29 protein-coding genes are annotated in these 25,180 nt (G+C 39.5%); 16 read left to right on the forward strand and 13 right to left on the reverse strand.

Features of this window, described 5'->3' with window-relative positions:
* Positions 1-60: 60 nt before the first annotated feature.
* The 3 genes from AC5WOC_RS14885 to AC5WOC_RS14895 form a co-directional block, all read right to left on the reverse strand.
* A complete protein-coding gene (locus AC5WOC_RS14885; protein ID WP_496056198.1) occupies positions 61-648 on the reverse strand; it encodes an NAD(P)H-dependent oxidoreductase in 588 nt (195 codons plus the stop codon).
* 56 nt (positions 649-704) lie between these two features.
* Positions 705-1,127, reverse strand: coding sequence for a MarR family winged helix-turn-helix transcriptional regulator (locus tag AC5WOC_RS14890; RefSeq protein ID WP_496056199.1), 423 nt, complete (start codon positions 1,125-1,127; stop codon positions 705-707).
* Between the two features lie 278 nt (positions 1,128-1,405).
* Positions 1,406-2,245: an SDR family NAD(P)-dependent oxidoreductase gene (locus tag AC5WOC_RS14895; RefSeq protein WP_496056200.1), complete on the reverse strand. Its 840-nt coding sequence runs from the start codon at positions 2,243-2,245 to the stop codon at positions 1,406-1,408.
* Between the two features lie 108 nt (positions 2,246-2,353).
* Here AC5WOC_RS14895 and AC5WOC_RS14900 point away from each other — a divergent pair, with 108 nt between their 5' ends.
* From AC5WOC_RS14900 to qoxD, 7 genes are all read left to right on the forward strand, one after another.
* Complete coding sequence (locus tag AC5WOC_RS14900; RefSeq protein ID WP_496056201.1) at positions 2,354-3,322, forward strand: helix-turn-helix transcriptional regulator; 969 nt, start codon at positions 2,354-2,356, stop codon at positions 3,320-3,322.
* A 155-nt stretch (positions 3,323-3,477) separates the two neighbouring features.
* Positions 3,478-3,741, forward strand: a complete 264-nt coding sequence (locus tag AC5WOC_RS14905) for a hypothetical protein (RefSeq protein ID WP_496056202.1) — start codon at positions 3,478-3,480, stop codon at positions 3,739-3,741.
* Between the two features lie 260 nt (positions 3,742-4,001).
* On the forward strand, positions 4,002-4,310 hold the full coding sequence (locus AC5WOC_RS14910) for a hypothetical protein (protein ID WP_496056203.1): 309 nt from the start codon (positions 4,002-4,004) through the stop codon (positions 4,308-4,310).
* A 403-nt stretch (positions 4,311-4,713) separates the two neighbouring features.
* Positions 4,714-5,643, forward strand: coding sequence for a cytochrome aa3 quinol oxidase subunit II (qoxA, locus tag AC5WOC_RS14915; protein WP_496056204.1), 930 nt, complete (start codon positions 4,714-4,716; stop codon positions 5,641-5,643).
* A gap of 40 nt (positions 5,644-5,683) precedes the next feature.
* Positions 5,684-7,630, forward strand: coding sequence for a cytochrome aa3 quinol oxidase subunit I (qoxB, locus tag AC5WOC_RS14920; RefSeq protein WP_496056230.1), 1,947 nt, complete (start codon positions 5,684-5,686; stop codon positions 7,628-7,630).
* Between the two features lie 2 nt (positions 7,631-7,632).
* On the forward strand, positions 7,633-8,241 hold the full coding sequence (gene qoxC / locus AC5WOC_RS14925; RefSeq protein WP_496056205.1) for a cytochrome aa3 quinol oxidase subunit III: 609 nt from the start codon (positions 7,633-7,635) through the stop codon (positions 8,239-8,241).
* Complete coding sequence (gene qoxD / locus AC5WOC_RS14930) at positions 8,242-8,538, forward strand: cytochrome aa3 quinol oxidase subunit IV (RefSeq protein WP_496056206.1); 297 nt, start codon at positions 8,242-8,244, stop codon at positions 8,536-8,538. It abuts the gene before it with no gap.
* 147 nt (positions 8,539-8,685) lie between these two features.
* On the opposite strand, the gene AC5WOC_RS14935 is transcribed toward qoxD, so the two are convergent.
* Positions 8,686-9,558 (reverse strand): NmrA family NAD(P)-binding protein, encoded by an 873-nt coding sequence (locus AC5WOC_RS14935; RefSeq protein WP_496056207.1) that lies wholly within the window; start codon positions 9,556-9,558, stop codon positions 8,686-8,688.
* A gap of 329 nt (positions 9,559-9,887) precedes the next feature.
* Between AC5WOC_RS14935 and AC5WOC_RS14940 the strand changes: the two genes are divergently transcribed.
* The 5 genes from AC5WOC_RS14940 (at position 9,888) to AC5WOC_RS14960 (ending at position 14,553) form a co-directional block, all read left to right on the forward strand.
* A complete protein-coding gene (locus tag AC5WOC_RS14940) occupies positions 9,888-10,472 on the forward strand; it encodes a TetR family transcriptional regulator (RefSeq protein WP_496056208.1) in 585 nt (194 codons plus the stop codon).
* A gap of 424 nt (positions 10,473-10,896) precedes the next feature.
* Positions 10,897-12,198, forward strand: a complete 1,302-nt coding sequence (locus AC5WOC_RS14945; RefSeq protein WP_496056209.1) for a homoserine dehydrogenase — start codon at positions 10,897-10,899, stop codon at positions 12,196-12,198.
* Positions 12,195-13,268, forward strand: a complete 1,074-nt coding sequence (gene thrC / locus AC5WOC_RS14950) for a threonine synthase (protein WP_496056210.1) — start codon at positions 12,195-12,197, stop codon at positions 13,266-13,268. The genes AC5WOC_RS14945 and thrC overlap by 4 nt, the downstream gene beginning before the upstream one ends.
* Positions 13,269-13,285: 17 nt before the next feature.
* On the forward strand, positions 13,286-14,203 hold the full coding sequence (gene thrB / locus AC5WOC_RS14955) for a homoserine kinase (RefSeq protein ID WP_496056211.1): 918 nt from the start codon (positions 13,286-13,288) through the stop codon (positions 14,201-14,203).
* Between the two features lie 119 nt (positions 14,204-14,322).
* Complete coding sequence (locus AC5WOC_RS14960; RefSeq protein WP_496056212.1) at positions 14,323-14,553, forward strand: hypothetical protein; 231 nt, start codon at positions 14,323-14,325, stop codon at positions 14,551-14,553.
* Positions 14,554-14,605: 52 nt separating this feature from the next.
* Here the strand turns inward: AC5WOC_RS14960 and AC5WOC_RS14965 are convergent, their stop codons facing one another.
* From AC5WOC_RS14965 to AC5WOC_RS14985, 5 genes are read right to left on the reverse strand one after another with little or no spacing between them, the layout of a single operon-like run.
* Complete coding sequence (locus AC5WOC_RS14965; protein ID WP_496056213.1) at positions 14,606-15,319, reverse strand: GntR family transcriptional regulator; 714 nt, start codon at positions 15,317-15,319, stop codon at positions 14,606-14,608.
* A 46-nt stretch (positions 15,320-15,365) separates the two neighbouring features.
* Positions 15,366-16,757, reverse strand: coding sequence for a glycoside hydrolase family 1 protein (locus AC5WOC_RS14970; protein WP_496056214.1), 1,392 nt, complete (start codon positions 16,755-16,757; stop codon positions 15,366-15,368).
* Positions 16,758-16,798: 41 nt separating this feature from the next.
* Positions 16,799-18,118: a PTS cellobiose transporter subunit IIC gene (gene celB, locus AC5WOC_RS14975; RefSeq protein ID WP_496056215.1), complete on the reverse strand. Its 1,320-nt coding sequence runs from the start codon at positions 18,116-18,118 to the stop codon at positions 16,799-16,801.
* A gap of 12 nt (positions 18,119-18,130) precedes the next feature.
* The gene (locus AC5WOC_RS14980; RefSeq protein WP_496056216.1) at positions 18,131-18,469 is read right to left on the reverse strand and encodes a PTS sugar transporter subunit IIA; all 339 of its coding nucleotides are present in this window, start codon (positions 18,467-18,469) and stop codon (positions 18,131-18,133) included.
* 3 nt (positions 18,470-18,472) lie between these two features.
* Positions 18,473-18,781 carry a PTS sugar transporter subunit IIB gene (locus AC5WOC_RS14985; protein ID WP_496056217.1) on the reverse strand — a complete coding sequence of 103 codons (309 nt, stop codon included), beginning with the start codon at positions 18,779-18,781 and terminating at the stop codon, positions 18,473-18,475.
* Positions 18,782-18,946: 165 nt separating this feature from the next.
* Between AC5WOC_RS14985 and AC5WOC_RS14990 the strand changes: the two genes are divergently transcribed.
* The 3 genes from AC5WOC_RS14990 (at position 18,947) to AC5WOC_RS15000 (ending at position 21,784) form a co-directional block, all read left to right on the forward strand.
* Positions 18,947-19,831, forward strand: a complete 885-nt coding sequence (locus AC5WOC_RS14990) for an ROK family protein (RefSeq protein WP_496056218.1) — start codon at positions 18,947-18,949, stop codon at positions 19,829-19,831.
* A 63-nt stretch (positions 19,832-19,894) separates the two neighbouring features.
* A complete protein-coding gene (gene manA / locus AC5WOC_RS14995) occupies positions 19,895-20,845 on the forward strand; it encodes a mannose-6-phosphate isomerase, class I (RefSeq protein ID WP_496056219.1) in 951 nt (316 codons plus the stop codon).
* A gap of 36 nt (positions 20,846-20,881) precedes the next feature.
* Entirely contained in the window at positions 20,882-21,784 is a 903-nt protein-coding gene (locus AC5WOC_RS15000; RefSeq protein ID WP_496056231.1) for an aldo/keto reductase, read from the forward strand.
* Between the two features lie 8 nt (positions 21,785-21,792).
* Here AC5WOC_RS15000 and AC5WOC_RS15005 read toward each other — a convergent pair whose 3' ends face one another.
* The 4 genes from AC5WOC_RS15005 to AC5WOC_RS15020 are packed head-to-tail and all read right to left on the reverse strand — an operon-like array spanning position 21,793 to position 24,546.
* Complete coding sequence (locus AC5WOC_RS15005) at positions 21,793-22,332, reverse strand: hypothetical protein (RefSeq protein WP_496056220.1); 540 nt, start codon at positions 22,330-22,332, stop codon at positions 21,793-21,795.
* Positions 22,323-22,961 carry a lysophospholipid acyltransferase family protein gene (locus AC5WOC_RS15010; RefSeq protein WP_496056221.1) on the reverse strand — a complete coding sequence of 213 codons (639 nt, stop codon included), beginning with the start codon at positions 22,959-22,961 and terminating at the stop codon, positions 22,323-22,325. The genes AC5WOC_RS15005 and AC5WOC_RS15010 overlap by 10 nt, the downstream gene beginning before the upstream one ends.
* A 44-nt stretch (positions 22,962-23,005) precedes the next feature.
* Positions 23,006-23,941 (reverse strand): phosphatidate cytidylyltransferase, encoded by a 936-nt coding sequence (locus tag AC5WOC_RS15015; RefSeq protein WP_496056222.1) that lies wholly within the window; start codon positions 23,939-23,941, stop codon positions 23,006-23,008.
* A complete protein-coding gene (locus AC5WOC_RS15020; protein WP_496056223.1) occupies positions 23,938-24,546 on the reverse strand; it encodes a CDP-alcohol phosphatidyltransferase family protein in 609 nt (202 codons plus the stop codon). The genes AC5WOC_RS15015 and AC5WOC_RS15020 overlap by 4 nt, the downstream gene beginning before the upstream one ends.
* A gap of 112 nt (positions 24,547-24,658) precedes the next feature.
* Between AC5WOC_RS15020 and AC5WOC_RS15025 the strand changes: the two genes are divergently transcribed.
* Positions 24,659-25,156 (forward strand): NUDIX domain-containing protein, encoded by a 498-nt coding sequence (locus AC5WOC_RS15025; protein ID WP_496056224.1) that lies wholly within the window; start codon positions 24,659-24,661, stop codon positions 25,154-25,156.
* Positions 25,157-25,180: the final 24 nt, after the last annotated feature.

Genomic DNA, 25,180 nt, shown 5'->3' on the forward strand with positions numbered 1-25,180 from the left:
CTGATGAAAATGAACTGACACTTATAGAAAAAAAGCTGTCCTGAAAAGGACAACTTTTCATTAGAGTTGAATACTTGCTTCCTCAAGTTGTTTTAAATAGTTGCGAAAGCGGATTTTTGGGTTCAATTCTTCATTTGTAATATGTTCTGTATATTGCTTTGCGCTATCCATGATCTCCTGATCACTAATTTTATTTGCACGGTATTGTGCAAAAGGTGGAAGATAGGTCATTCCTACTAAATTAGCAGATGCTTGAAACGGTTTTGTCAGTTCACTTAGAGAATAGGTGTTATATCCGCCAGCTTGATAAGAATGTTCAGGGGAACCGATAGAAGTCGCAATGACCCATTCTTTTCCGTTCAATTTTGTTCCACCAGGGCCGTGTGCCCAGCCATAAGTAAAGACTTCATCAAACCATTGTTTTAAGAGGGCAGGCGTGCTGTACCAATACAAAGGAAATTGAAAAACAATCCGATCATGAGCAAGAAGTAGTTTTTGTTCGAGTTCTATATCTATTGGTTGATCGCGGTATTTTTCATATAGATCATGAACAGTTACATCAGATATATTCATGACAGCTTCTTTCCATTTTTTATTTATTCGAGAAATATTTAAGTTTGGATGTGTTACAATTACTAAAATTTTCAAGGTATATCTCTCCAATCGATAATTGTTTGTACAAGCAAATATACGGGCAAAATTTTTTACTTTGCTAATTGCCGACTTGCCTCTAATAATTGGTTACTCATCTGATCACCAAGTTCTTTTCCAAGAACAGCAGAATATCGATGATGTAAATCATCCCAGCATGCTTGAATCTTTGGTTGGAATTGTTCTCCTTTTTCTGTTGGGTATAGTTTCGCTAGTTTTCCTTCTGTTTGTCGCTCTACCAAGCCTTTTAAAATAAGTTTATCAATAAAGCGGGTAATAGTGGATGGTGCAACATGCAGTACTTTTCCTAGATCTGTTGATGTAATCCCAGGCTGTTCAATGACGACGAGAACAATAAATGCGTATGTTGGAGATAAGCCAATCGGAGCAAAAGCTTCGTCAGCCATCTTTCCGATTTCACGCGATAAATTTTGCGCTGTAAAATAGAGACAGCCATTTAATAGTTTCTCTATCATAAACTATCCCTTCTCAATCGTTATTTGCTTGCTCAAGCAAATGATAAAGCGAATGGAAACCAAAGTCAATCATTTAATGTATTAGAGGTTGCTGCATAAATAGATTTGAACACCTTAAAGTCGCTTGATGTGTGTGTCCGTGTCTGTTGTTAAAAAAACACAAAGGACGCTCTACCCACACATCTGCGCTTTTGTGGCGAATAATGCAGCAGGTAATATTAGAAATCATGTTGACCGAAAATCAGAAACAGAAGTCATCACAGGAATTATTCCTGTGATCATATGGTGAACGGGGGAATATATCTCCCGTCTATATCCGTAAATCCATATTCTTTTGCCAGATCACCAACTTGGAGTACATTTCCACTTTTTTTCATGATATTTGTATCACTTGCTAGTGCAGCAATAGCTCTACCGATATAATAAGGACTTTCTGTATTTTTCAGGGCTTCTACTTCTTGCCAGTGCTGTTCATTGGTTTGAAATGTTAATAAGACTAATTCTGTTCTCATCCATCCGGGCGATACCGCAATTACAGCAATATTATCTTGTTTTCCTTCTATAGATAAACCATATGCCATCCGTGTCAACGCATTTTTGGCCAGGTCGTAATAAAAGGTGCCGGTATATTTATCATGATCCCAAAAGGTAGTATGCACAATAAGTCCTTGTTTGTTTTCTCGGAGCAGCGGGATAGCAAAATGATTCGTAGCCAATTGTGCTCGTACTCCTGCAGTAAACATCGTATCCCAATGTTTTAATGAGAATTCCCAAAAAGGCTGGTCTTTGGGGTTCGTCCAAAGATCGTGACCTCCCCAAACATTATTTACGAGAACATCAAGTTTCCCTTGTTCTTTTCGAATCCGATTGATTAATGCTTCCGTTTCCGAGTCATTGGTGTGATCACAGCGGACAGCAATTCCTTTTCCGCCGCTTGCCTTTATTTGTTTTACTGTATCATCGATTGTACCTGGCCACCCATTGGTAGATTTTCCTTTGGTGCTCCTTCCCGTAACATATATGGTTGCCCCTGCTTTACCTAATTCAACAGCAATAGCCCTTCCAGCACCTCTGCTTGCCCCTGTTACAAGGGCAACTTTTCCTTCCAGTGTTTTCATGTAATCATCCTTTCGAAATCTGATCATTTTCATCATAATGGAGAAAAGTTGACATCCTATGTCATAATTACAAGAAAAAGATCAAGCTGTTGAAAGGGACGAAAAGGGATGAGAGGAGATCGGTTAGTACGTATTCTTTTATTATTGCAGTCACATGGACAACTGACAGCCAAACAATTGGCAGATAGACTGGAAGTATCCGAAAGAACCATTTATCGAGATATGGAAGCTTTAAGTGCTGCTGGCATACCTATCTTTGCGGAACGGGGGAAAAATGGAGGATGGTCTCTATTAGAAGGATATGAAACGAAATTGACAGGCTTAAAAGAAACAGAGATTTATGCTTTACTTCTTACTCCGTCGTCCCAACTGCTGGATGATTTAGGCTTAACCAACTCATCAAAAGAAGCTAGAGATAAGCTGATTGCTTCTATTCCTTCCTATTTTCGTGAAAACGCAAAGGAAGTTTGGAATCGAATCCATGTGGATACAAGTACATGGAGGGCTCAAAAAGAGCAAATGAATTGTTTTGAAGTACTTAAAGATGCTATCTGGAAAGAAAACAAACTGCAAATAGAATATCAGTTGGCTAATGGAGAGATGAAAGTTTATGTAGTAAAACCACTAGGTCTAGTAGCAAAGGGAAGCAGATGGTATTTTGTTGCGATGAAAGAAGATGATGATATTCGAGTTTTTCGCGTATCACGGATTCAATTGGTAGATTGCATGCAAAAAACATTTGAAAGACCAAAAAATTTTAATCTAGCGGCGTACTGGAAAGCATCGACAAAATCTTTTATTGATAAAATGCCAAGCTATGAAGTTCGGGTGGAAGTCGCACCTGCTATTTTACCAAGAATGACTTTTACGGATCGGTTTGTACAAATAGTAGAAGTTAACGAAGAGGAAAAGAAAAACTGGATTTCTGTTAAACTATCTTTTCAAACAGAAGAAGAAGCAATAGCTTACATATTGGGATTTGCAGATAGCATGAAAGTGATAGAGCCTGAAGTACTGCATGCTAGGATACTTGAGAAAGCAGAAGCAACAGCAGCATTTTATAAACAAGGGAAATAGTTTGAAATTTGTCTTTGAGACATATTAGGTGGCTAGATTGCTGATCATGCAACTGGATGGTAGCTAAGTACTATTAGTAGTAAACCCCTTGTTTCCAATAATAAAGTATCATACGATAACGATGTACTCAGTAATCTAGTGTAAGGGAATTAACTATGTCTATGGCTGGTTACAGTTTTGATGATTCCAAGTACGATCCTCATTTTGAACGAGTAGCAGAAAAGGTGACAATTGTAGAGGGAAGTGTCAGAACTAAACTGAAGCAAGCTGGTAAAAATAGTAACGGCACTCTTTTCACAGACACTCCTACCACTGAGGAAAATGGATATCTAGTCACCAGAATCTCTAGCTTTGCCTCCGGAGCTTCATCAATCCGAGTCGAAATGGAGGTTCGTACACCGCTTAGTGAGCTAAAATAGGGATAAGGCGGCGGTTTAAAAAAGGAAACTCACCAGTCATTTCTCTCTGTATGAGAATCTAATTCTGATTAACATACAGGGAGATATGCTTTATTGATGGTTGTTTTATTGTAATTATTGGTTTCATTTTTACTATATAATGTTTGGAAGAACAATTTGCACAAATCAATGAAAACCTATATCTATTGATTGACGCTCCCATTTTCTAAATTTAAAATAAAAAAGAAATTCGCCTTTCGTCTGGAAATTATGGGGATACTATGCTTCGCAGGACGTCGAAGAAACTCTCCAAAGAAATTGATCAGGACTGGAAAGATCAGCAGGATGTTGATAACTTTTCCGCAGGGAGAAAGCAAGAAATTCAAGAAATTCTACCAATGGTAAAAGATTACCTAAAGAAAGCTAACCCTTCGCAAAAGAGACAACTAGAGAAGATTATCCAAGAGTTGGAAGGACTTGAACGATGGTTCCGCCTTGGACGACGCGCTGGTGAAGTTCGCCAAAAGATGGAAGAATTGAATGGCACAGTGAAGCGGCTGGTGCAACTGCAAAAGACGCTCTCACTCTAAAATTTCTGGATTTGTATGACTGATACTATATGTCATGCACTGGAACACTCTCTAAGAAGGGTGTTCCAAAACAACAAAAAAAACAAGAGGAATGATCCCTTTCATTGATCACTCCTCTTTTTTATTGGAATAACAGCAAGTGAATAAAATGGGACAGAATTATTGAGTTTTATCCTTCCGCCGTTTAACGTGAAAAAGTGCATTATCTAGGATATGTAAGGGATTACAGCGCTGTGCTCTTTTTTTGTTGGTAATAATTTTAGTTCATTTATTCACAAACCTGTCACGGACGGCTCAACTTTATAAAAAAAATGGTTCTATAATTCAATAGTGAAGGTTGTATGTCTTATTTATTAAAAATTATGGTCAAAAGTATTTGGAAAAGGGAGTAGGTGACCAAAAGATGCGATTAAAATCAGTGTACGTGGCGATTTTTCTTACTATGACCTTTTTACTCTCAGGATGTTCGTTAAAAACAGGAGTTCTCAATCCACAAGGACCTGTTGCTCAAGAACAATATGGCTTGATTATGTGGTCAATCGTTTTAATGTCCATTGTATTTATTGCAGTTATCGTGCTTTTTGTGTATATGCTTGTGAAATATCGAGCAAAGTCAACTGATGAAGAATATGTAGAAGTAGACCAAAAAGAAAACAAATGGCTAGAAGTTTTATGGACAGCGATACCTATCGTCATCATTATTGCATTAGCTATTCCTACAGTAAAATCAACGTTTAAGCTAGAAAAATCTCCAAGTCCAAATCAAAAACCTATTACGATACAAGTTACATCTGCTAACTGGAAATGGATATTCAAATATCCGGAGCAAGGAATCGAAACGGTCAACTATGTGAATATTCCTGCAAACGTTCCTGTACGATTTCAATTGAACGCAGTAGGACCGATGAACTCCTTTTGGGTTCCTGAATTAGGCGGTCAAGAGTATACCATGCCGGGAATGACGATGTACCTTTGGCTAGAAGCAGATAAACCCGGAACGTATCTTGGAAAAAGCGCAAATTTCTCTGGGAAAGATTTCACACATATGCAATTTAATGTGCATTCGATGAATCAGTCTCAGTTTGATGCATGGGTTGCAAATGTGAAGAAAACTGCTCCAAAACAGACGACAGAAATGTTTAGAGCTTTGCTGAAACCAGGAGTAGTGAAAGAACAAACGTATTCCTCCTATCCAAATGTTGATGTCAATCGACTGGATGAGAACGGAAATCCGATAGTAGAACCAACAAATCCATCTCATCAGCATGGATCAAAGGATGATGAGAAGATGAACATGGATATGAATTCACATATGAATATGGATCACAAGTAAAGGAGGTAAAACCATGAAAGACTTTTTCTTTAACTTTAAAATGCCAGAACATTTTTTTGTCACCGGCGACCCTCTGATATATGGAGCGGATGTATCGATTGTATTGGTTTCACTAGCGATTCTCTTTGTATTTACGTATTACAAAAAATGGGGCTGGCTCTGGCGTGAATGGCTGACAACGGTCGATCATAAAAAGATTGGCATCTTGTATCTATTAGCATCTTTACTCATGTTATTCCGAGGTGGAGTAGACGCGATTTTAATGCGGATGCAGTTAACTGCTCCAAATTTAAATTTTTTAAATGCAGAGCACTACAATCAGATTTTCACCACGCACGGAACCATTATGATTTTGTTTATGGCAATGCCGTTTATTATTGGTCTAATGAACGTTGCAGTACCATTGCAGATCGGGGCAAGAGACGTTGCTTTTCCAGCATTAAACGCAGTTAGTTTTTGGATGTTTGCAGTTGGATGTTTCTTATTTAATATCTCCTTTGTTATTGGGGGCTCTCCTGATGCTGGATGGACTAGTTATACTCCATTAGCAGGGAATGAACTAGATCCAGGTGTAGGACAAAACTATTATTTATTAGGTTTGCAGATTGCTGGGATCGGTACCTTGTTAACAGGAATTAACTTCTTGGTTACCATTCTCAAAATGCGTGCTCCAGGAATGAAATTGTGGCGGATGCCATTGTTTTCATGGTCAACGCTGATCACTTCCGTCATTATCATCTTTGCGTTTCCAGTACTGACCATTGCTTTAGCACTGCTAACGCTTGATCGGATATTTGGTTTCCACTTCTTTACCCTTGTTGGCGGGGGAAGCCCGATGATGTGGGCGAATCTGTTCTGGATTTGGGGACATCCAGAAGTATACATTGTTATTTTGCCGGCATTTGGTCTGTTCTCCGAAATATTTAGTACATTTGCACGGAAAAAGTTATTTGGTTACAGCGCAATGGTCTACTCCATGCTGGCGATATCAGCATTGAGCTTTTTGGTCTGGGTTCACCACTTTTTCACCATGGGATCAGGACCTTGGGTTAATTCGATTTTCTCAATCTCTACGATGTTGATTGCGATTCCCACTGGTGTGAAGGTATTTAACTGGTTATTTACGCTTTATAAAGGAAGAGTTGAGTTTAAAACGCCAATGCTGTGGGCCTTAGGTTTTATTCCTATCTTCCTAGTTGGCGGGATAACAGGTGTCATGTTGTCTGTAGCTCCTGCTGATTATCAGTATCACAATAGTTATTTTCTCATCAGTCACTTCCATTATGTATTGATCGGTGGAACCGTTTTTGGCTGTATCGCAGGATTGATTTATTATTGGCCAAAAATGTTTGGTTTCTTATTAAATGAACGTTTAGGAAAATGGGCTTTCTGGTGGTTTATTGTTGGATTTAATCTCTGTTTTATTCCCATGTATATTCTTGGTCTCAAAGGTATGACGAGACGTGTATACACTTATCCAGCAGGATTAGGATGGGAATCGTGGAACTTAATCGCGACGATCGGTGCATTTGCGATGGGAATTGGGTTTATCATATTAGTTTGGAATATGATTTATAGCTTCCGCAAAGGAGAAAGAGATACCACTGGAGATCCTTGGAATGGACGTACATTGGAATGGATGACCACATCTCCTGCTGCAGAGTATAACTTCGCTGTTATTCCAAAAGTAAAAGGTTTGGATGCATTCCATCTGATTAAAAAAGAAAGAGCCGAAGGAAAAGAAGAACCGATCGAATTAAAACCGATTCATATGCCGAAAAGTGAAGGTTTCCCTGTATTTATGGCAGGATTTATGTTTATAGCTGGTTTTGGATTTGTGTTTGAATGGTTACAAGTTGGAGCGTTTGGTCTGCTTGGTGCGGTAATTGTTATGATCTGGCGTTCTTTTAATGACTATGACCGTGATTATTATATTCCAGTAGAAGAAGTGAAAAAGACGGAACTAGCAGCAGGAAGGAGGGTGTGAACATGGAAACGACTACCCAAACGAAAGAATATCAACCATTGGAATACAAATCAGAAGAAGGAAGATTAAAGATTTTTGGTTTCTGGATATTTCTCGGTGCGGAGATCGTGCTGTTCTCGACTCTCTTTGCTACGTATTTTGTACTAGTACATCAGACAGCGGGAGGTCCAGCTGGAAAAGATTTGTTTGAGATTCCAATCTTTGCTATGGAGACATTTTTCTTATTGACTAGTAGTTTTACGTGTGGACTAGCTATTTTAGCAATGCGAAAAAGTTCCAAAAAAGGTTACTTGTTCTGGACGATTATCACCTTATTATTGGGACTTGGATTTTTGATCTTAGAGATTAAAGAGTTTATCACACTGGTAGAAATGGGCGCAGGTCCAACAAGGAGCGCATTTCTCTCTTCCTTTTTCACGCTTGTAGGAACACACGGATTACACGTAACACTCGGGATCATATGGATTACAGGAGTGATGATCCAGGTAAGCAAGCGCGGTTTTACGCCTGTAACAGCAAGAAAAATCTTTATGACTGGATTATACTGGCACTTCCTTGATGTAGTCTGGATTTTCCTCTTCAGCACGATTTATTTGTTGGGGGTGGCATAAATGGAACAACATCATAGTGCAAAACCACATATTGTCGGCTACATTTTTTCTTTGGTGCTAACTGTTCTCGCCTTTGTCGACATGTTATACACATCATTGCCTATGTCGATGAAAATAACTGTTCTTTTGGTCTTAGCAGTTTTACAGTTTCTCGTGCAGCTCATCTATTTCATGCACATATGGGAAAGCAAAGAGCGAGTTTATCAAGTGATTAATATCGCATTTGGTGTATTTGTAGCCGTGACAATTGTAGCTGGTTCGATTTGGATTATGTTATACAATACCATGTTAATGTAATGAAACAGGCATGCCTACAAATGAGGCATGCCTGTTTTTTGTTGATGAAAATATGCAAAATACTTAGTTGCTTTATTCGCTCTTGTTGAAATCTTCCCACATCTCCAGTTCAAATTTTATTAGGAAGCTTAAAGCTTGCTCTTCACACTAGGACAGGACGGCTGGCTTGAGCACTTCCTCACACCATTGACGGAAACTGGTAGAGGTGGTGGATTCAGAGGTGCGTGGCTCGGTGTTGTAGAGACCCCCATCAATCGCTACCAGCAAATTAACCAGCCATTGTGCTGATGCCTCAGTCGATCCGTTCTGCATCAGATTGGTTTTGTATGTTTCGCTGGAAACCTGCTGATAGCGGATAGGTCGCTGGAGCACCTCGGACATGATCTGAGCCATTTCATTGTAGGACAGATCCTCGTAGCCAAGGATCGGGATGTAGTCCTGCCCGCTCCAAGAATCGTCCAGCAATAGTCTCGCCGCGACGGCGGCGATATCGCGAGTGGCACAGGTAGGGAGCTTATGATCTCCAGAAATGGGGTAGAAGAACATACCTTGATGCTTGATCGGTTTGATCTGCCAAAGGAGATTTTCCATGAACGCCGGCATCCGCAGCACTCGACAGCTTACACCGGTTTTTTCGATCATCTCATCCATCACTTGTCCTGTCGAATCCGCATATGAGGCTTCCTTGTGGCCCAGTCCTGCAACGTAGATCAAGCGCTTGATGTTCGTCCTTGTGATGGCCTTACACAAAGGACGGGTGAATTTCTGCATGTGGCTATTGAAGCTCGCTGCATTAGGGTTGGGAGGCAGCAACCAAAAAACGGAATCGGTGCCCGTGAACGCCTCGGTGAGGATATCGATGTCAGTCATTGATCCCTGCACTACTTCGACACGCCCGCGAGCCTTCAGGGACAAACGGGAGGGATCACGCGTGATCACACGGATCGGCATGTTGCTATCAAGAACGTTATCAAGTACTTGATGGCCGATCTGTCCGGTAGGAGTGGTGATGACGATCATATATACCACCTCCAAGAAAAAGCGCTATTGACACTGGGTTCTCCAAATTGTGCTTTCATCATTTCTTTCACATCCAACATCCTTTCTTGCATTTTTCCAGTCTTAAATGACTTATCTAAACCTTCAAGATAAAAACATAACAGTGTTGCTTAGACAACACTGTATAATGAATATAAGTTGTTTGAACAATCGGGGGCAATCAGCAAATGGTCTTTATCGTTGTATAGACAACATTCATGCGTTTTTGTTGTCTTTGAGTTTCGAATTTTCATGGTTTTATGTATGCAGTGAAATCCTATGTCATCTTAAATTGAGGAGTGTAGTGGAACATGCCAGTAAACGCAAATGATCCTCGTGTGAAACGCACGCGTCAGTTGTTAATGCAGTCCTTTATGGAGTTGCTTGAACAAAAGAAAAATATTTATTCTATTTCGGTGCAAGACATTACTGATCGAGCGACTGTAAACCGCGCCACATTTTATGCGCACTTCGAAGATAAATATGCATTTCTTGAGTGTTGGATGAGGGGGAAATTTCAGAGGAAACTGAGAGAGTCTTTACCAGATTTCTCAATTTCGGATATTAGTAGCTTGAAAACCCTAATTCTAACTGTTTTCGTTTTTCTTGCTCATAATCGACAATATATGATTCCAGCGAACAGTCAGTTTGAACCGCTGTTAGAAATTGCGATGCAAAAAGAAATTTATCAAATCCTGTTCAAATGGTTGAGTGAAGATTCGAATACTCCTGTTTCGCCTGAGATTGTGGAAACCACGGCCCTTGTCATAAGTTGGGGCATATTGGGGTCAGCTGTACAGTGGAGTCGAAATCCTCAAAATCGCAAGGCAGAAGCGATGGTGAAAGACGTGTTAGTGGTTGTGGCGGCGGGCCTGGCACCCGTAATGGGTGGCTAAACATATAGCCATCAACCTAAAGGAACAGAATGATGGGGAATAAAATAATTAGCATTCATGAGGTATGATATCTGTAACACGAATATTGGTCCCTTTCGTGATATGAATCCTTTCCTGAATGGAGGGATTGATGGCATCTTGTACTTTTTTATTTGATCCAGACGTTTTACAAGATCAAAACTTCTCCAATAATATTACGAGTATCAATGGAGTTAAATCCGTTCATTATTTAATACTTCTGAGTTTTTGTTCGTTTTTATAGAGTGTGAAAGAGCTAAACGCTAAAAACTATATTTTTCCTGTTCCTAAAAAGGGTTGGTTGTTCCATATATATCCTGATATAATGGTAGGAATTAGTTTCGCTCCTTATTAAAATTTTTCAGGAGCGAGTTTTTATATTTTGATCATAGGAGGGATAGAAGTGATGGAGAAGAGTTTAGTAAAAGTAGGATTGCTGGGATTGGGTACGGTTGGAACAGGTGTCTACCGAATTATTCGCGCCCATCAAGAAGATTTATGGAAACAAACCGGATTGCACATAGAAATTCATCGTATTTTTGTGAAAGATCTACATAAGTCGAGAGACATTTCTACCCCTGCAAATATGTTAACTACCAACATAGATGATATTTTATTGGATGATGAAATTGATGTAATTGTGGAAGTAATGGGCGGCATTGAGCCTACTAAAGCATATATATTAACCGCGTTGGAGCAAAACAAACATGTCATCACAGCAAACAAAGATTTGATGGCATTGCATGGCGGAGAGATTTTGCGCAAAGCACAGGAAAATAGCTGTGATGTTTTTTATGAAGCTAGTGTTGCCGGTGGAATCCCGATTTTACGGACACTGGTTGAAGGACTTTCTTCTGATCGTATCAATAAAATGATGGGCATAGTTAATGGTACAACCAACTACATGCTCAGCAAAATGAGTAAAGAAGGCATGGATTACCAAGAGGTATTGGCAGAGGCGCAAGCTTTAGGCTATGCAGAAGCGGATCCAACTGCTGATGTCGAAGGATATGATGCTGCCAGAAAGATGGCAATTCTCTCGACGCTTGGTTTTCGTGTTGCTATGAATTTAGATGAAGTAGATGTAAAAGGAATCAGCAGTGTTACCAAAGAAGACATCGCATATGGGAAATCACTTGGTTATGAATTAAAGCTGCTGGGAATTGCTGAACGCAAAAATAACAAAATTGAAGTGAGTGTACAGCCGACGATGGTGCACAAGTCCCATCCTTTAGCGTCCGTCAATGATGTTTTTAATGCTGTTTATATTTATGGAGATGCAGTGGGGGAAACGATGTTTTATGGACCGGGGGCAGGGGAGTTACCGACCGCTACTTCCGTTGTTTCTGATCTTGTTGCTGTCGTGAAAAATATGAAACTGGGAACCAACGGACTTGGCGTGGTGGCTCCTTATGGGGAAAAGCAGCTCAAATCTGATGAGGAAAAATATTCAAAATATTTTTTACGGATGATCGTTGCTGATCAGCGCGGCGTGTTGGCGAAGGTGACTCAGCTTTTTGCAGATCACAATATCTCTTTTAAACAGATTGTTCAACAGCCCTATAACGGTGGAAAACAAGCAGAAATAATCCTTGTTACCCATACCTCTGCAAAAGCGGATATGGATGAAGTCATCAAAAAGATGGAATATATCGATATGATTTATGAGTTGAAAAGTACCTATCGCTTGGAGGGAGAGAGCAAATGAGCGCTATAACAAAAAGGGAGAAAAAGTTTGGTATTATCGAACGCTATGAACAATTTTTACCTGTAAACGAACAAACACCAAGATTAAGTTTACATGAAGGGGATACTCCTCTCATTCATGCTGCTTCTCTCTCCAAAGAATTGGGTATTAACCTTTATGTCAAATATGAAGGATTAAACCCCACTGGATCGTTTAAAGACCGCGGTATGGTAATGGCTGTTGCCAAAGCAATCGAAGAAGGCAGCAATACGATCATGTGTGCATCCACAGGCAATACTTCAGCTGCCGCTGCTGCATATGCTGCGCGTGCTGGTCTGCGTTGTATTGTGTTGATTCCGAGTGGAAATATTGCCCTTGGTAAGTTAGCACAAGCAATTATTTATGGTGCAGAAGTAATTGCTATTGATGGGAACTTTGATGAGGCATTAAATATTGTGCGTGATATCACCGCTGAAGAGCCAATTACCTTAGTGAATTCCGTTAATCCCTATCGTATTGAAGGACAAAAAACATCTGCATTTGAGATATGCGATGTACTCGATCAAGCACCAGATATTTTAGCAATCCCCGTAGGGAATGCTGGGAATATCACCGCTTACTGGAAAGGCTTTAAGGAATATAAACAAGCAGGCATTATCCATTCTTTACCGCAAATGTACGGTTTCCAAGCAGATGGCTCTGCACCTCTCGTCTATGGTAAAACGATTGAAAATCCAGAAACAGTAGCCACTGCAATTCGTATTGGCAATCCTGCGAGTAAAGAGGGAGCACTGAATGCATTAGAGGAATCCAATGGCTTGATCGATGCAGTAACGGATGAAGAAATCCTCGCTGCTTACCAAAAGCTAGCAAGTACAGAGGGTGTTTTCTGTGAACCGGCATCTGCTGCTTCTATCGCGGGAGTGATGAAACAACGCAAAGCAGGGAAAATCGCCGATAACGCAACAGTAGTCTGTGTCCTCACAGGTAATGGGCTAAAAGATCCAAACAATGCCTTGAACACAATCGCCGAGCAGCCTGAAACAGTCCCGGCTACACGAGAGGCAGTTATGTCGTTGATATCGAAATAGAGAGGGTAAGAAAGAGCATGAGTCAACAGGGAATAACAGTAAAGGTACCAGCAAGCACAGCAAATATGGGGCCAGGTTTTGATTCCGTTGGGATGGCTTTTGGACTCTATACAGTCATTCACATGGAAGTTGCATCAACTACATTGATTCAAGTACATGGAGAACATTTAGCAAAACTTCCAACCGATAAATCAAACCTCCTCTATCAAGTAGCTGCACATTTATATCAGTTGGCAAATTTACCAGTTCCAGAACTGCGAATAGAAGTAAACTCAGAAATCCCTCTTACTCGTGGGTTAGGAAGTAGTGCAGCAGCCATTGTAGGAGCGTTGGTTGCAGCGAACATATTGGCAGATAAACCTTTTACAGATGATGAACTTTTTGCCATTGCTGCAAAATGGGAAGGGCATCCCGATAATGTCGGTGCTTCTTTGTTTGGTGGGATTATTGTTTCTGTCATGCCGGAAGATGTTACCGTACCTATTCCTTACGTTCGTTTGCCTATTCCACCTGCTTTGCGTGTTTTAGCAGTAATCCCAGATTTTTGGCTGTCAACAGACAAAGCTCGATCTGCTTTGCCGGCTGTGTATGAAAAACAAGATGCTGTTTTTACAATAGGACATAGCAGTTTGCTTGTAGCGGCTCTTGCCCAAAATCGATTGGATTTATTAGCGGAAGCAATGAAAGATAAAATTCATCAGCCATACCGTGCTGATCTGGTGCCCGGTTTGTCTGAAATTTTAGCTGACGCTTCTTCGCATGGAGCACTTGGTGCAGCTTTAAGTGGAGCAGGACCAACGATGATTTGTTTTTATGAAACAGAGGAGCAAAGAGAGTCTCTTTCTCGTTTTTTAACTGGAGTAATGGAAAAACATCAAATGGGCTTCCAATTGCTCGATTTGGTGTCAGATATGACAGGTGTGCAGGTTTCTTGATGTTATTGTAGACCAATGTTCCTTGTAAAGGGACATTGGTTTTTTCATTTTGTTTCTTGACTACAATAGGAAGAAAGATTACGTTAAATAAGATCAGCTACGACTGCCTTGGAGGGAACATGGCTGCCTTTGGTGAAGTTTATCTAGACGAAGAAGGAAATGAGATGCATTACTTCGCATCAGATGGTGCATATGCATACTGTCATAATCCTGCTGGTACTGATGCTTTCTCTAAGGGTAGGATTGTGCAGATTGTACGTTTTCGAGAGAATTATGAACTCGTTCGTGGGAAGAAAGCGAGCAATTGCAAAGACTGCATGGGAATGCTTGACTATTTCAATACACACTGAGTAGCTAATCAAAAGACGACGGACATTTTCAAATAATGTCCGTCGTCGATGCTCATTTCTGCACGGAAAACGAGTGAAATTCGAACTTGTCATAACGATGCCGAGAAAAGGAGTATTCAAAGATCGTTCCATTGTCCAGAAATGCTATTTGTTCCACTTCTAACACAGGATCATATTCTTTGCAGTGCAAATATTTTTTATCCATTTCGTTTGGTTTGTCTGCACGTATGATTTTATGAGCACTTTTTATCGTCAGCTGTAATTGTGTTTCAATATAATTGTATATAGAGGCATAGAGAACGGATTCATCCAAACTAGTAATGACGGAAGTAGGCATATATGTTTTTTCGATCACATATGGTGTACCTTCCAAGGAACGCAGACGAATTATTTTGTAGACAGGGCTTCTGTTCTCGATATTTAATCGTGAAGATATGAGTGAATCAGCAAGTTCCACTTTAAATTCTACCACATGACTCTCTACTTTTTGCGATCCTACTGATCTGGTGAGTCCTTTGACGCTTTGACTGTTGATGATATGAAGGCTTTCATTTAAAGAGGATTGGATGACAAATGTTCCATGACCTCGTTTTCGAAAAACAAGCCCTTCACGCACCAATACATCAAAAGCTTTTTTTATTGTCATCCTGCTACAGTCGAATTCTTTACATAGTGTCATTTCATCGGGCATTGGCCGCATAGGATCATATACTTTTCGTTTGATTCGATCTCGCAAGTCATCTGCGATTTGTTGATACTTTTTCATCTCATCACCAAAATTCAATTAGCACTATCCAAAAGTATATACATTTTCACTCTTCAAAACCATTTTTTTGGATAACTTCTTTGAACCAGTGACCACTTTTTTTTACCGTTCGTTTTCGGTCATTAGCTAAGTCGACAGATACAAATCCATAACGGTTTTTGTATGCATTTGTCCATGACCAGTTATCCATAAATGTCCAGAGATGATACCCTCTTACATTGGAACCTTCCTTCAAAGCTCTGTGTACCCAAGTAAGGTGTCCTTTAATAAATTGAATACGGTATTCATCTTGAATTTCTCCATCTCGAATAAAACGTTCTTCGTTCTCCACACCCATTCCATTTTCGGAGATAAAACATTCGATATTGCCGTAGTTATCTCGCAAATTAGTTAGTATGTCATAAATACCTTTCTCATATATCTCCCATCCGCGATGGACATTTAGTTTTCTTCCGGGCATGACATAGTAATCGAAGAAATGCTCAGGCAGAAAAGGAGCCTCTGGATTTGGTAAATTTTCTTTTGCTTTTACACGACGTGGTTGATAATAATTTACACCTAATATATCAACCTTGTTTGCTTTGATGTCCGCTAAATCTTCCTCAGAAGTTATGGGAAGATAATCATGCTCTTTTAACAACTGAATGAGATCAGCTGGCAGTTCTCCTTTTACAGCAGGATCTAAAAAAGAGCGGTTAAAAAACAAATCTGCGATATGTGATGCTTTGAGATCTGCTGGATGACTGCTGCGCGGATAAGATGGTGTTAAATTTAAGACAATGCCAATCTTACCGGTTTGCTTTGTTTCACGATATGCTTTAATTGCTAATGCATTTGACAATATAAGATGGTATGCAACTTGAACCGCCCGTCGAAAATCAACTACATTTGGATAATGAAAGTCATAGAGATACCCGCCCTCTACAGGAACAATTGGTTCGTTATGGGTAAACCACTTGTCAACGATATCTCCAAACAATGCAAAGCAAGTTTTGGTGTAAGAAACATAAGCATCCACCACTTCTCGGTTTTCCCAACCGCCTATTTTTTGCATTTCCCAAGGCATGTCAAAGTGAAAGAGACCGACGAAGGGTACGATATCGTTTTTGCGAAGCGTGGTAATCACTTCGCGGTAAAACGCAACTGCTTCTTGATTGACTTCCCCCGCTCCTTGTGGAATTAAGCGAGACCAAGAGATAGATAAACGGAATGAATTGTGACCGAGTTCCTTCATTAAAGCGATATCTTCTTGATAACGGTGATAGAAATCAGAAGTGACTTCTGGTCCAACTTCATGGAAAAAGCGCCATGGTTCTTGCTCATACCAATGATCCCATATGTTCTTTCCTTTTCCACCCTCTTTTTGTGCTCCTTCTGTCTGGGTTGCAGAAGCAGCAGTACCCCACCAAAAGTCGGCTGGAAACGTTATTTTTTGCATGATTATTCCTCCTAATACAACCTATCTTTCTCCCATTTTTCTTATTGTTTTTTCATTTCTATTACATTTTCTTGTGTTTCTTTTTCCTTCCGTATATTCATGCGATCGATAAATAACAAGAATGGAATCCAGATAACCATAACAATGGCAAAGTTAACAATTTGTAAAATACTGCCGGCAATGGAGTTGGTCGCTAAATAACCACTGATGACAATCGGTACTGTCCATGGAACGGTTACACCAGTTGTCAGCGGCACAAGTCCAGTACTCATGGCAAAGTATGTTACAGTGACAACAACCAATGGCGCTAAAAACCAAGGTACAAGAATAAGCGGGTTCATAACGATCGGCAATCCAAAAATAATCGGTTCATTAACATTGAAAATACCAGGTCCAACACCAACTTTTGCAACTTGTTTCATTTGTTTACTCTTGGCAAAGATTAAAATAGAAACGATTACAGCCAAAGTCATTCCCGTTCCGCCCATACCTACAGTAAAAATGTCCATAAATGATTTTGTAACAACATGTGGAAGTGCTTGATGGTGATTGAGTTTATCTAAATTATCCAAAGCGAGGGTATTCCAAATAGGATCCATCACCGAATTTACAATGATTTGCCCATGCAGACCAAAGAACCAAAGAATTTGAATGAAGAAGATTGCAATCAATGTAGCTGGTAAACTGCCGCCAAGTCCTACGAGCGGAGCTTGCAACAAGGTATAAATAAAGTCATGAATATTGCCGTATGGAGTGAATTGAAAAACAATATTGACGATGAGGAACACCATTAAAGTTACAATTGCTGGAATCAAGGAAGCAAAAGATTTGGAAACTGCTTCCGGAACTCCTTGAGGCATCTTGATTGTCCAATTTTTTTGGACAAGTCTTCGATAGATTTCGATTGCTAGAAAACCAACTAACATTCCAACAAACATCCCTTTCGCACCAAGACGATCGAGAGGGATAACTTCTTCAACAACGGTTTTGTTTTCCAAAACGGTTGTGAATGGTGTGACGATTAGAAAGGAGGAAACGGCTACCACTGCTCCAAATACAGCCTCTACATTGTATGATTTTGATAAATAATATCCTATACCAAAGACAACAAATAGCGTCATGATGCTCATCGTCGCCTGAGAAGCAGGGCCTAGTAGCTTTTGTAACTCACTTACCCCGTTTTCATTTATAAAGTTTTTTAGAAAAGGAAGATTGGCGATAACTACCGCAATTGAACCAAAAACGGTCAAAGGCAGACTGAGCAAGAAAGCATTACGAAGAACAGTTAAATAACGATTGTTATTTAATTTTCCAGCAACAGGCAACAAGAAGCGATTCATCCAATTCATTACTGCGTTCATTTCCCCACATCCTTATCTACTCTCAAATATGTGAACTAACTCTTTAATCATCTCTTTCATGGTAATAGTAGACATGAGATGATCTTCTGCATGCATGAGTAATAAAGAAAAATCAGTTCCTTCTCCCGCGGCTTCTTTTTGGATCAGATGCCCATGTGTTTGGTTTGCCTCTGATAGCATCTGTTCTGCCTCTTTTAACAGTTCTTTTCCTTTTCCATAATTTTTTTCTCTACATTCTCGAAGTGCCATGATTAGATTACTTCGGGCATTTCCGCTATGGTAAATCATCTGCATTGCAGTAATTTCTATCGATTTTGCTGCTTGGAGTGTATCGGGTTGTTGTTTTTCCATGTTTTATGCCTCCATTAGTTGAATCGCTTGCTCCAATGCCGTTTTTCCATCTGCTAAACCATAAGCTCTCATATCGATTACATCTAAATTAATCCCATGTTTTTGAGCAGCAGCAGCAAGCGATTCTTTTAAAAAGCGCATTTGCGGACCGATTAACACGACATCGGCCTTTTCCATTTCAGCTTCCGCTTGGTCCTGTCCAACAGCCCATATTTCTGCATCAAAGCCAATTTGTTTTGCATATTCTCTCATTTTGGCAACCAAGATGCTGGTAGACATTCCAGAACTGCATGCTAGTAATATTTTTTTCATGGTGATTCACTCCTTTTTGATAAAGCGCTTACATTTCCTGAATCTGATTATATATACTTTATGTTTAAAAGTATATACTTTTATTATAAAAATATATTATATTTGTTATTGAGAAGATGCCAGGCCTTTCATTCCAAGCACTCAATACAAGGAGGCGAATTTTGGATGACACGTTATGCAATCGGTATTGATCTAGGTGGAACACAAATGCGAGCAGCTGTCATTGACAGTATGGGTAACATTATCGATGAGTCCAACGCACAGACAGAGGCTGACAAGGGTTCACAATATGTAATAAGCAAGATGAAGCAAATGATTACAAATTTACTCCAAAATCATTCTGTTATTGGTATAGGGATAGGATGTCCTGGTCCATTATATGATGGCGTAATATATTCTCCGCCAAATTTACCAGGGTGGGATGGTGTTGCATTAAGAGATATTGTGCATCAGTCGTTTATGTTGCCGGTTTATTTAGATAATGATGCAAATGTAGCAGCACTAGCAGAAGCATGTTTTGGTGCAGGGAGGGAAGCTGATACCGTTTTTTATTTGACGGTAAGTACAGGGATAGGCGGCGGATATGTAGTAGATCGTCAGCTAATCCGAGGTGCAATGAATTGTACTGGGGAAGTGGGCCATATCATGCTTCCTAATGTATATGCTTCCGAAGCGGCTACATTTGAAGAGCTCGCAAGTGGTACGGCGATCGCAAAACAAGCGCAAAAACTTTGCAATTGGAATGTAACTGCAAAAGAAATATTTAAACTTGCAGAACAAGGAAATGAAAGCGCTTTACAAATTGTACAAGAAAACAAGCATTATCTCTCTATTGGACTAGCTGCGATTATTCAATCCTTTAATCCGCATCATATCGTTTTGGGTGGTGGAGTAATGAATTCATATGAACATAAATTATCTGATCTTATTATTGCCACAGATGAGTTTGTGTACCCATGGCTTCGAGGAAAGACCAAAATCACATTGGCACAATTGGGTTCCAAAGCTGGTGTGATAGGAGCTGCACAATTAACTGGTATTTACTCATAAAAATTATATAGAAAAATATTCGTTTATTAAATGTGGAATTGAACATCTTGGGAGGAAAACATCATGAAAACATATCCAATTTTTTTGCTGCCTGTATTCAAAGAACGCATTTGGGGTGGCACTGCGATCCGAGATGTATTTGCTTATGATATAAAAGGTGAGCATATTGGTGAATGCTGGGGAATCTCAGCTCATCCGCATGGACAAAGCATTGTAAAAAATGGTATATATCAAGGAAAATTATTAGGTGATCTATGGGAGAAGCACCAAGAACTGTTTGGCAATCAGCAAGCGGCATCATTTCCGCTCATGACAAAAATATTGGATGCAAAGATGGATCTTTCGATACAAGTACATCCAGATGATAAGTATGCTGACAGGTATGAAAACGGTGCTAATGGGAAAACAGAATGCTGGTATGTAATCGATTGCAAAGAAGGAGCAGAGATTATTTATGGACATCAAGCAGATAGTAAAGAAAACTGGATAGAGCAGCTGGAACACGAGCAATACGAGCAATTGTGGAAAAAAAAGGTCGTACATCCCGGCGATTTCTTTTATGTACCGAGTGGTACCATTCATGCACTAGGAGCAGGAACACTTATATTAGAAACGCAACAAAACTCGGATTTAACTTATCGTATATATGATTATGAACGCACTGACTCATCTGGTGTAAATCGTGAGTTGCATCGACAACAAGCACTAGATGTAATGACATTTCCTCATGTGGATTATCGAGTGGAACCGAAAGTATTTATGCATGGAGCAGCTCAGATCATCCGTTATATAACGAATGAGTTTTTTACCGTAGAAAAATGGATAATAACAGACAGGACAAGCTTTGAGCAGGAAGATAATTTTTTATTGCTCAGTATTGTCGCAGGTCAAGGTATACTTCATACAACGGACGAGAATTATCCTTATCGCAAAGGTGATTTTATTGTGTTACCTGCAAATCTGGGCAGTTATCAGATAGATGGACAAGCAGAAATCATTGTAGCCTATCAATGAAAGAAAGAACAAAAGACTAGAAGGGAACAAATGCAAATGGATACGGTGAAATTAGCAGATGATTTATCTTTTTCTCGGATCATTCATGGGTTGTGGCGCTTAGCAGATTGGGGATTTACCAAAAATGAGTTATTGGATTTAATTCATTTCTGTTTCGATCAAGGGATAACAACTTTTGATCATGCTGATATATATGGAAACTACACATGTGAAGGCTTATTTGGGGATGCATTGGCTTTGCAGCCTGAACTTCGGGCTAAAATTCAATTAGTGACCAAATGTGGGATTGTATTGCCATCAGCACATCGACCGCACCATTTGTCGCATCATTATAATACAAGTAAAGAACATATTCTTATTAGTGTAGACCAGTCATTGAAAAATTTACGAACTGATTATCTCGATCTGCTCTTGATTCATCGCCCTGATCCTTTTATGAATCCTGAAGAAGTAGCCGAGGCTTTTGATGAACTGTACGAAGCAGGCAAAGTGCGCTATTTTGGTGTTTCCAACTTTAAATCGGATGACTTTGAGATGTTGGCGTCTTTTGTAAAACAACCATTGGTTACGAATCAATTGGAGTTGTCTGCTTATCAATTAGAAAACTTTCAAGATGGAACACTGCAAAAGTGTATGAAATATCGTATTTCTCCAATGGCATGGTCACCGCTTGCTGGAGGACAGATATTCCATGCGAAAGAAGAAAAGGCTGCTCGATTGCGCCATACCTTGCAACAAGTACAGGCAGAGCTTGGGGCGAATGGGATGGATGAAGTATTGTATGCTTGGCTTTTGCTTCATCCCGCGAAGATCATGCCCATCGTAGGTTCTGGTCAAAAACATCGTATTCAAGCTGCTATCGATGCAACAAAACTTACGATGACAAGAGAACAATGGTTTGCTATTTACCAAAGTTCGATGGGACACGATGTGCCTTAAAACCAATTTTAAGATGGATTGTTCCAAAAATAAATCACATAAATAATAAGCCAGATAACTGCCCATGCAATATACTTTTGCTTCAAATTCCATGTAGGAAGCACATATTTTCCAATTAACCAAGATACAAGAGTGACGAGCAAAAATCGACCAAACCGTGCTGGAATGCTGGCAATAAAAAACATCGGAAAAGAGATTCCTGCATCGGAAGCGGTAATCGCGTATATTTTATAAGGAATACCTTTTGTTGGACCTAAAATCATGGAGATTAACCCATCATTAGACATACTGTTTTTTACTTCCTGCATCTTTATCAAATCAATCGAAGGAACTTTTTCAACGATATACTTACTAGTTGATGGATCATATGCACCCCAGTAGAACATGATTGTTCCGCCAATCAGTGCGCCTAATAAAGCATAACAACAAGCAATAACAGCCTTTTTTCCACTTTTTAAGGCAATAGCAGAGAGGAGAACATCTGGGATAATAAAGAAAAGGGTTGCTTCAGCGAAGCCCCAACTGAGACTGGCGATCATCATTCCCATGGATGAAAATCCCCCTTACTTGCTAGTTCAGTCATTCGTTTGTTTAGTTCATTCATAAATTCTTTTTTACTTGCTCTCCAATAGAAAGCATCCCCTACATATACGTTGCAGTTAAAGGGAACTAGAATATATTCCCCTTTGGGCAATGCCTTTCCTAGTCCATGCATAAAGGTAGGATAAATAGGGACATCCGGGCAGCCTCTTGCAAGATGGAATATTCCTGATTTGTAGTTTTGTAATTTTTCAGGTTCCCCACGACTGCCTTCCGGATACAAGATGACAATATCTCCATTGTTAAGCGCTTGATGGACATCAGCAAATAAATCATCCACTTTTTTGGCACCAGTGCGTTGAATGGGAAGAATATGCATGATATGTAAAGAAAACCAAGCCAAGAGTTTATTTTTTAAAAAGTAATCAGCAGCAGCAACTGGTCGTATGCGATTTGTTAATGTGAGTGGAAATAAAGTCATCAACACTAATGTATCCAGATGGGAATTATGATTTGCGACGATAATAGCCGGCCCTTTTTTTGGTAAACGAAATCGATACTTCCCACTGATTCCGAGAATGATAAGGACTAATGGACGTATGAGTAATAGCGAAAACAAGATACGTATGACATTCATTAGAAAAGGCAGTATTCCTATGATACTTCCAGTCCCCCCTTTCCTTAGAAATAAAAGTATCGAATAAAATGAAAAAACATCGGAGCAGTAAAAGTCAGACTATCAATGCGATCCAAGATCCCACCATGTCCAGGAATGGTATTTCCACTATCTTTCACCCCGATATCCCGTTTCAAAGCAGATATGTTCACATCACCGATAAATCCGCCGATTCCGATGATCAAGCCTGAAAAGAGAACATACAAGGGAGTTAATGGAGTCAAAAATGGCGCCAGTAAAAAAGCAAGTCCAACAGTAGTAGTTACACCGCCGATTAAACCTTCCCAAGTTTTATTAGGGCTTACTTTCGGTACTACTTTGTGTTTACCGAGCAATTTACCCCATAAATATTGAGCGACGTCATTTCCTTGGGTTAACACAACCAAATACAAGATCAGACCTGCTCCGCCCGCTTCTGCTGTCTTTTCAGACGAAAGAACGAGGAGATAGGATATATGGCTTAAACCAAAAAGCATCATCATCATTCCCCAATGAATGGAACCCACAGAACGTAAAAATCCCTTATTCTCACCAATAAAAATAAGAACTAGCGGGATGAGCAAAAACATATATACAGGAATGAAGATAATAAACATTCCATACCACTTCATAAAAATCCAGAAAAACTGCACAGGGATGGATAAATAAGCAAAAAACAATACTAATCGATGTGCTCGATTTGTTGGGATTAGAGTAAAATATTCTTTGAGTGCTAAGAAACTTAAGAAGGCAAAAAATAAAATAGAAATATTGCGATTGATGAGAATAGCGATAGAGAAGAGAATTACCATCATCCACCAAGACTTAATTCGAAGAATGAGTTCATCAAAATTAGTATTTGGTTTCATTTTTGTCAGTAGGAAAGTGATAATACTCGCAATTACAAGTACAGCAAAAATACCAATAAAGACAACCAACAAACCGTGCGGGATGTTGTTCAATGTCTTGCCTCCTTTAATGCATGTACAATGCGGAAATAAATGTTCCATACCATGAGAAGATTAATCACCATCAATACAATGCTTGTCCAAACTCCAGCAGTTACCCCGCAAGCAAAAATAATCGCTAATATACCAAACACAAATGCACGATCACTTTTCCCCATTGGACCATCATAACGGCGTGATGCCCCAACCACAGCACCCATAACACCAGTCATTTCACTGAACATTGCCAGAAAGATGGCAGTGAGGACAAGGGGGGTGGATATATTTGCAAGAAAAGCAAAAGGAAGGTATATCGCCGTATCGGAAATAACATCACCAAGTTCATTGAGAAAGTTACCTAGTGCAGATTTCATGTTATGTTCTCTCGCTAACATCCCGTCTATTGCATTTAAAGCCATACGGATAAACAAGATGATAGGTACGATTACAAAAATAGCTGGATGTGAGGAAAAAACGTAGACGATAAATCCAGTTACAATGGATACTAGCATAGCAAAAATAGTAACTTGATTTGCGGATACTCCAGCATGCGCCAATTTTTGCACAAGTGGTCGAAGTAGATTTTGAAACTTTGGTTTTAATTCATAAATGCTTATCATTGCACCCCTCTTTTATTACTTTTTTCGCTTTCTTATTCATAATAGCATAAAAACATGCTATTAATGAAAAGAGTATGCATTGTTCAAATAAACAGATAGAAAGGGAAAGAAAATGAAAGTAATGGAGAAATATTCGAATGTTTCATGGTTGCCAACGCCAAATCAAGTCAAGGAAACACTGACAACTACACTTCCGCCAATAGAAGAAGTCACAACTGTTTTTGGGGTGGTTACCTATCAGAAAAAAATACTTGTTGCAAATTTATTTCGAGGATGGGATTTGCCAGGCGGTCATAGGGAAAAGGGAGAGAGTTTGGAAGAAACACTCGCAAGAGAAATCATGGAAGAGACAAGAGTTTGCATAAAAAATCCATTGTTAATTGGTTATCAACAAATGGAGATATTCACTCCAAAACCGGATGGATACAAATATCCTCATCCCATTAGTTATCAAGTTCATTACCAAGCAGAGGTGGAGAAAATATGTGATTTCATTGGGAATGAAGAGACATTTGGAAGAGATTTTTTTACATATACACAGATAGCAAAGCTGCCGAATTTACAAATGCGATTGCATTTCATCCGCTATGCATTATCCCGTTTTGAATAAAAAAACCCTCTGAAGAGAGGGTTT

It is taken from the genome of Shimazuella sp. NTD247 (assembly GCF_059510415.1).

Coding starts and splice junctions, on each gene's coding strand:
- AC5WOC_RS14945 (WP_496056209.1), top strand. CDS start 10,897: ATGGAGAAGAGTTTAGTAAAAGTAGGATTGCTGGGATTGGGTACGGTT.
- AC5WOC_RS14985 (WP_496056217.1), bottom strand. CDS start 18,781: ATGAAAAAAATATTACTAGCATGCAGTTCTGGAATGTCTACCAGCATC.
- AC5WOC_RS14910 (WP_496056203.1), top strand. CDS start 4,002: ATGCTTCGCAGGACGTCGAAGAAACTCTCCAAAGAAATTGATCAGGAC.
- AC5WOC_RS14900 (WP_496056201.1), top strand. CDS start 2,354: ATGAGAGGAGATCGGTTAGTACGTATTCTTTTATTATTGCAGTCACAT.
- AC5WOC_RS15025 (WP_496056224.1), top strand. CDS start 24,659: ATGAAAGTAATGGAGAAATATTCGAATGTTTCATGGTTGCCAACGCCA.
- AC5WOC_RS15020 (WP_496056223.1), bottom strand. CDS start 24,546: ATGATAAGCATTTATGAATTAAAACCAAAGTTTCAAAATCTACTTCGA.
- AC5WOC_RS14970 (WP_496056214.1), bottom strand. CDS start 16,757: ATGCAAAAAATAACGTTTCCAGCCGACTTTTGGTGGGGTACTGCTGCT.
- AC5WOC_RS15005 (WP_496056220.1), bottom strand. CDS start 22,332: ATGGGAATGATGATCGCCAGTCTCAGTTGGGGCTTCGCTGAAGCAACC.
- AC5WOC_RS14895 (WP_496056200.1), bottom strand. CDS start 2,245: ATGAAAACACTGGAAGGAAAAGTTGCCCTTGTAACAGGGGCAAGCAGA.
- AC5WOC_RS14965 (WP_496056213.1), bottom strand. CDS start 15,319: ATGAAAAAGTATCAACAAATCGCAGATGACTTGCGAGATCGAATCAAA.
- AC5WOC_RS14960 (WP_496056212.1), top strand. CDS start 14,323: ATGGCTGCCTTTGGTGAAGTTTATCTAGACGAAGAAGGAAATGAGATG.
- qoxB (WP_496056230.1), top strand. CDS start 5,684: ATGCCAGAACATTTTTTTGTCACCGGCGACCCTCTGATATATGGAGCG.
- thrC (WP_496056210.1), top strand. CDS start 12,195: ATGAGCGCTATAACAAAAAGGGAGAAAAAGTTTGGTATTATCGAACGC.
- AC5WOC_RS14940 (WP_496056208.1), top strand. CDS start 9,888: ATGCCAGTAAACGCAAATGATCCTCGTGTGAAACGCACGCGTCAGTTG.
- AC5WOC_RS14990 (WP_496056218.1), top strand. CDS start 18,947: ATGACACGTTATGCAATCGGTATTGATCTAGGTGGAACACAAATGCGA.
- AC5WOC_RS14905 (WP_496056202.1), top strand. CDS start 3,478: ATGTCTATGGCTGGTTACAGTTTTGATGATTCCAAGTACGATCCTCAT.
- AC5WOC_RS14935 (WP_496056207.1), bottom strand. CDS start 9,558: ATGATCGTCATCACCACTCCTACCGGACAGATCGGCCATCAAGTACTT.
- AC5WOC_RS15000 (WP_496056231.1), top strand. CDS start 20,882: ATGGATACGGTGAAATTAGCAGATGATTTATCTTTTTCTCGGATCATT.
- AC5WOC_RS14890 (WP_496056199.1), bottom strand. CDS start 1,127: ATGATAGAGAAACTATTAAATGGCTGTCTCTATTTTACAGCGCAAAAT.
- qoxA (WP_496056204.1), top strand. CDS start 4,714: ATGCGATTAAAATCAGTGTACGTGGCGATTTTTCTTACTATGACCTTT.
- thrB (WP_496056211.1), top strand. CDS start 13,286: ATGAGTCAACAGGGAATAACAGTAAAGGTACCAGCAAGCACAGCAAAT.
- qoxC (WP_496056205.1), top strand. CDS start 7,633: ATGGAAACGACTACCCAAACGAAAGAATATCAACCATTGGAATACAAA.
- manA (WP_496056219.1), top strand. CDS start 19,895: ATGAAAACATATCCAATTTTTTTGCTGCCTGTATTCAAAGAACGCATT.
- qoxD (WP_496056206.1), top strand. CDS start 8,242: ATGGAACAACATCATAGTGCAAAACCACATATTGTCGGCTACATTTTT.
- AC5WOC_RS15010 (WP_496056221.1), bottom strand. CDS start 22,961: ATGAATGTCATACGTATCTTGTTTTCGCTATTACTCATACGTCCATTA.
- celB (WP_496056215.1), bottom strand. CDS start 18,118: ATGAACGCAGTAATGAATTGGATGAATCGCTTCTTGTTGCCTGTTGCT.
- AC5WOC_RS14980 (WP_496056216.1), bottom strand. CDS start 18,469: ATGGAAAAACAACAACCCGATACACTCCAAGCAGCAAAATCGATAGAA.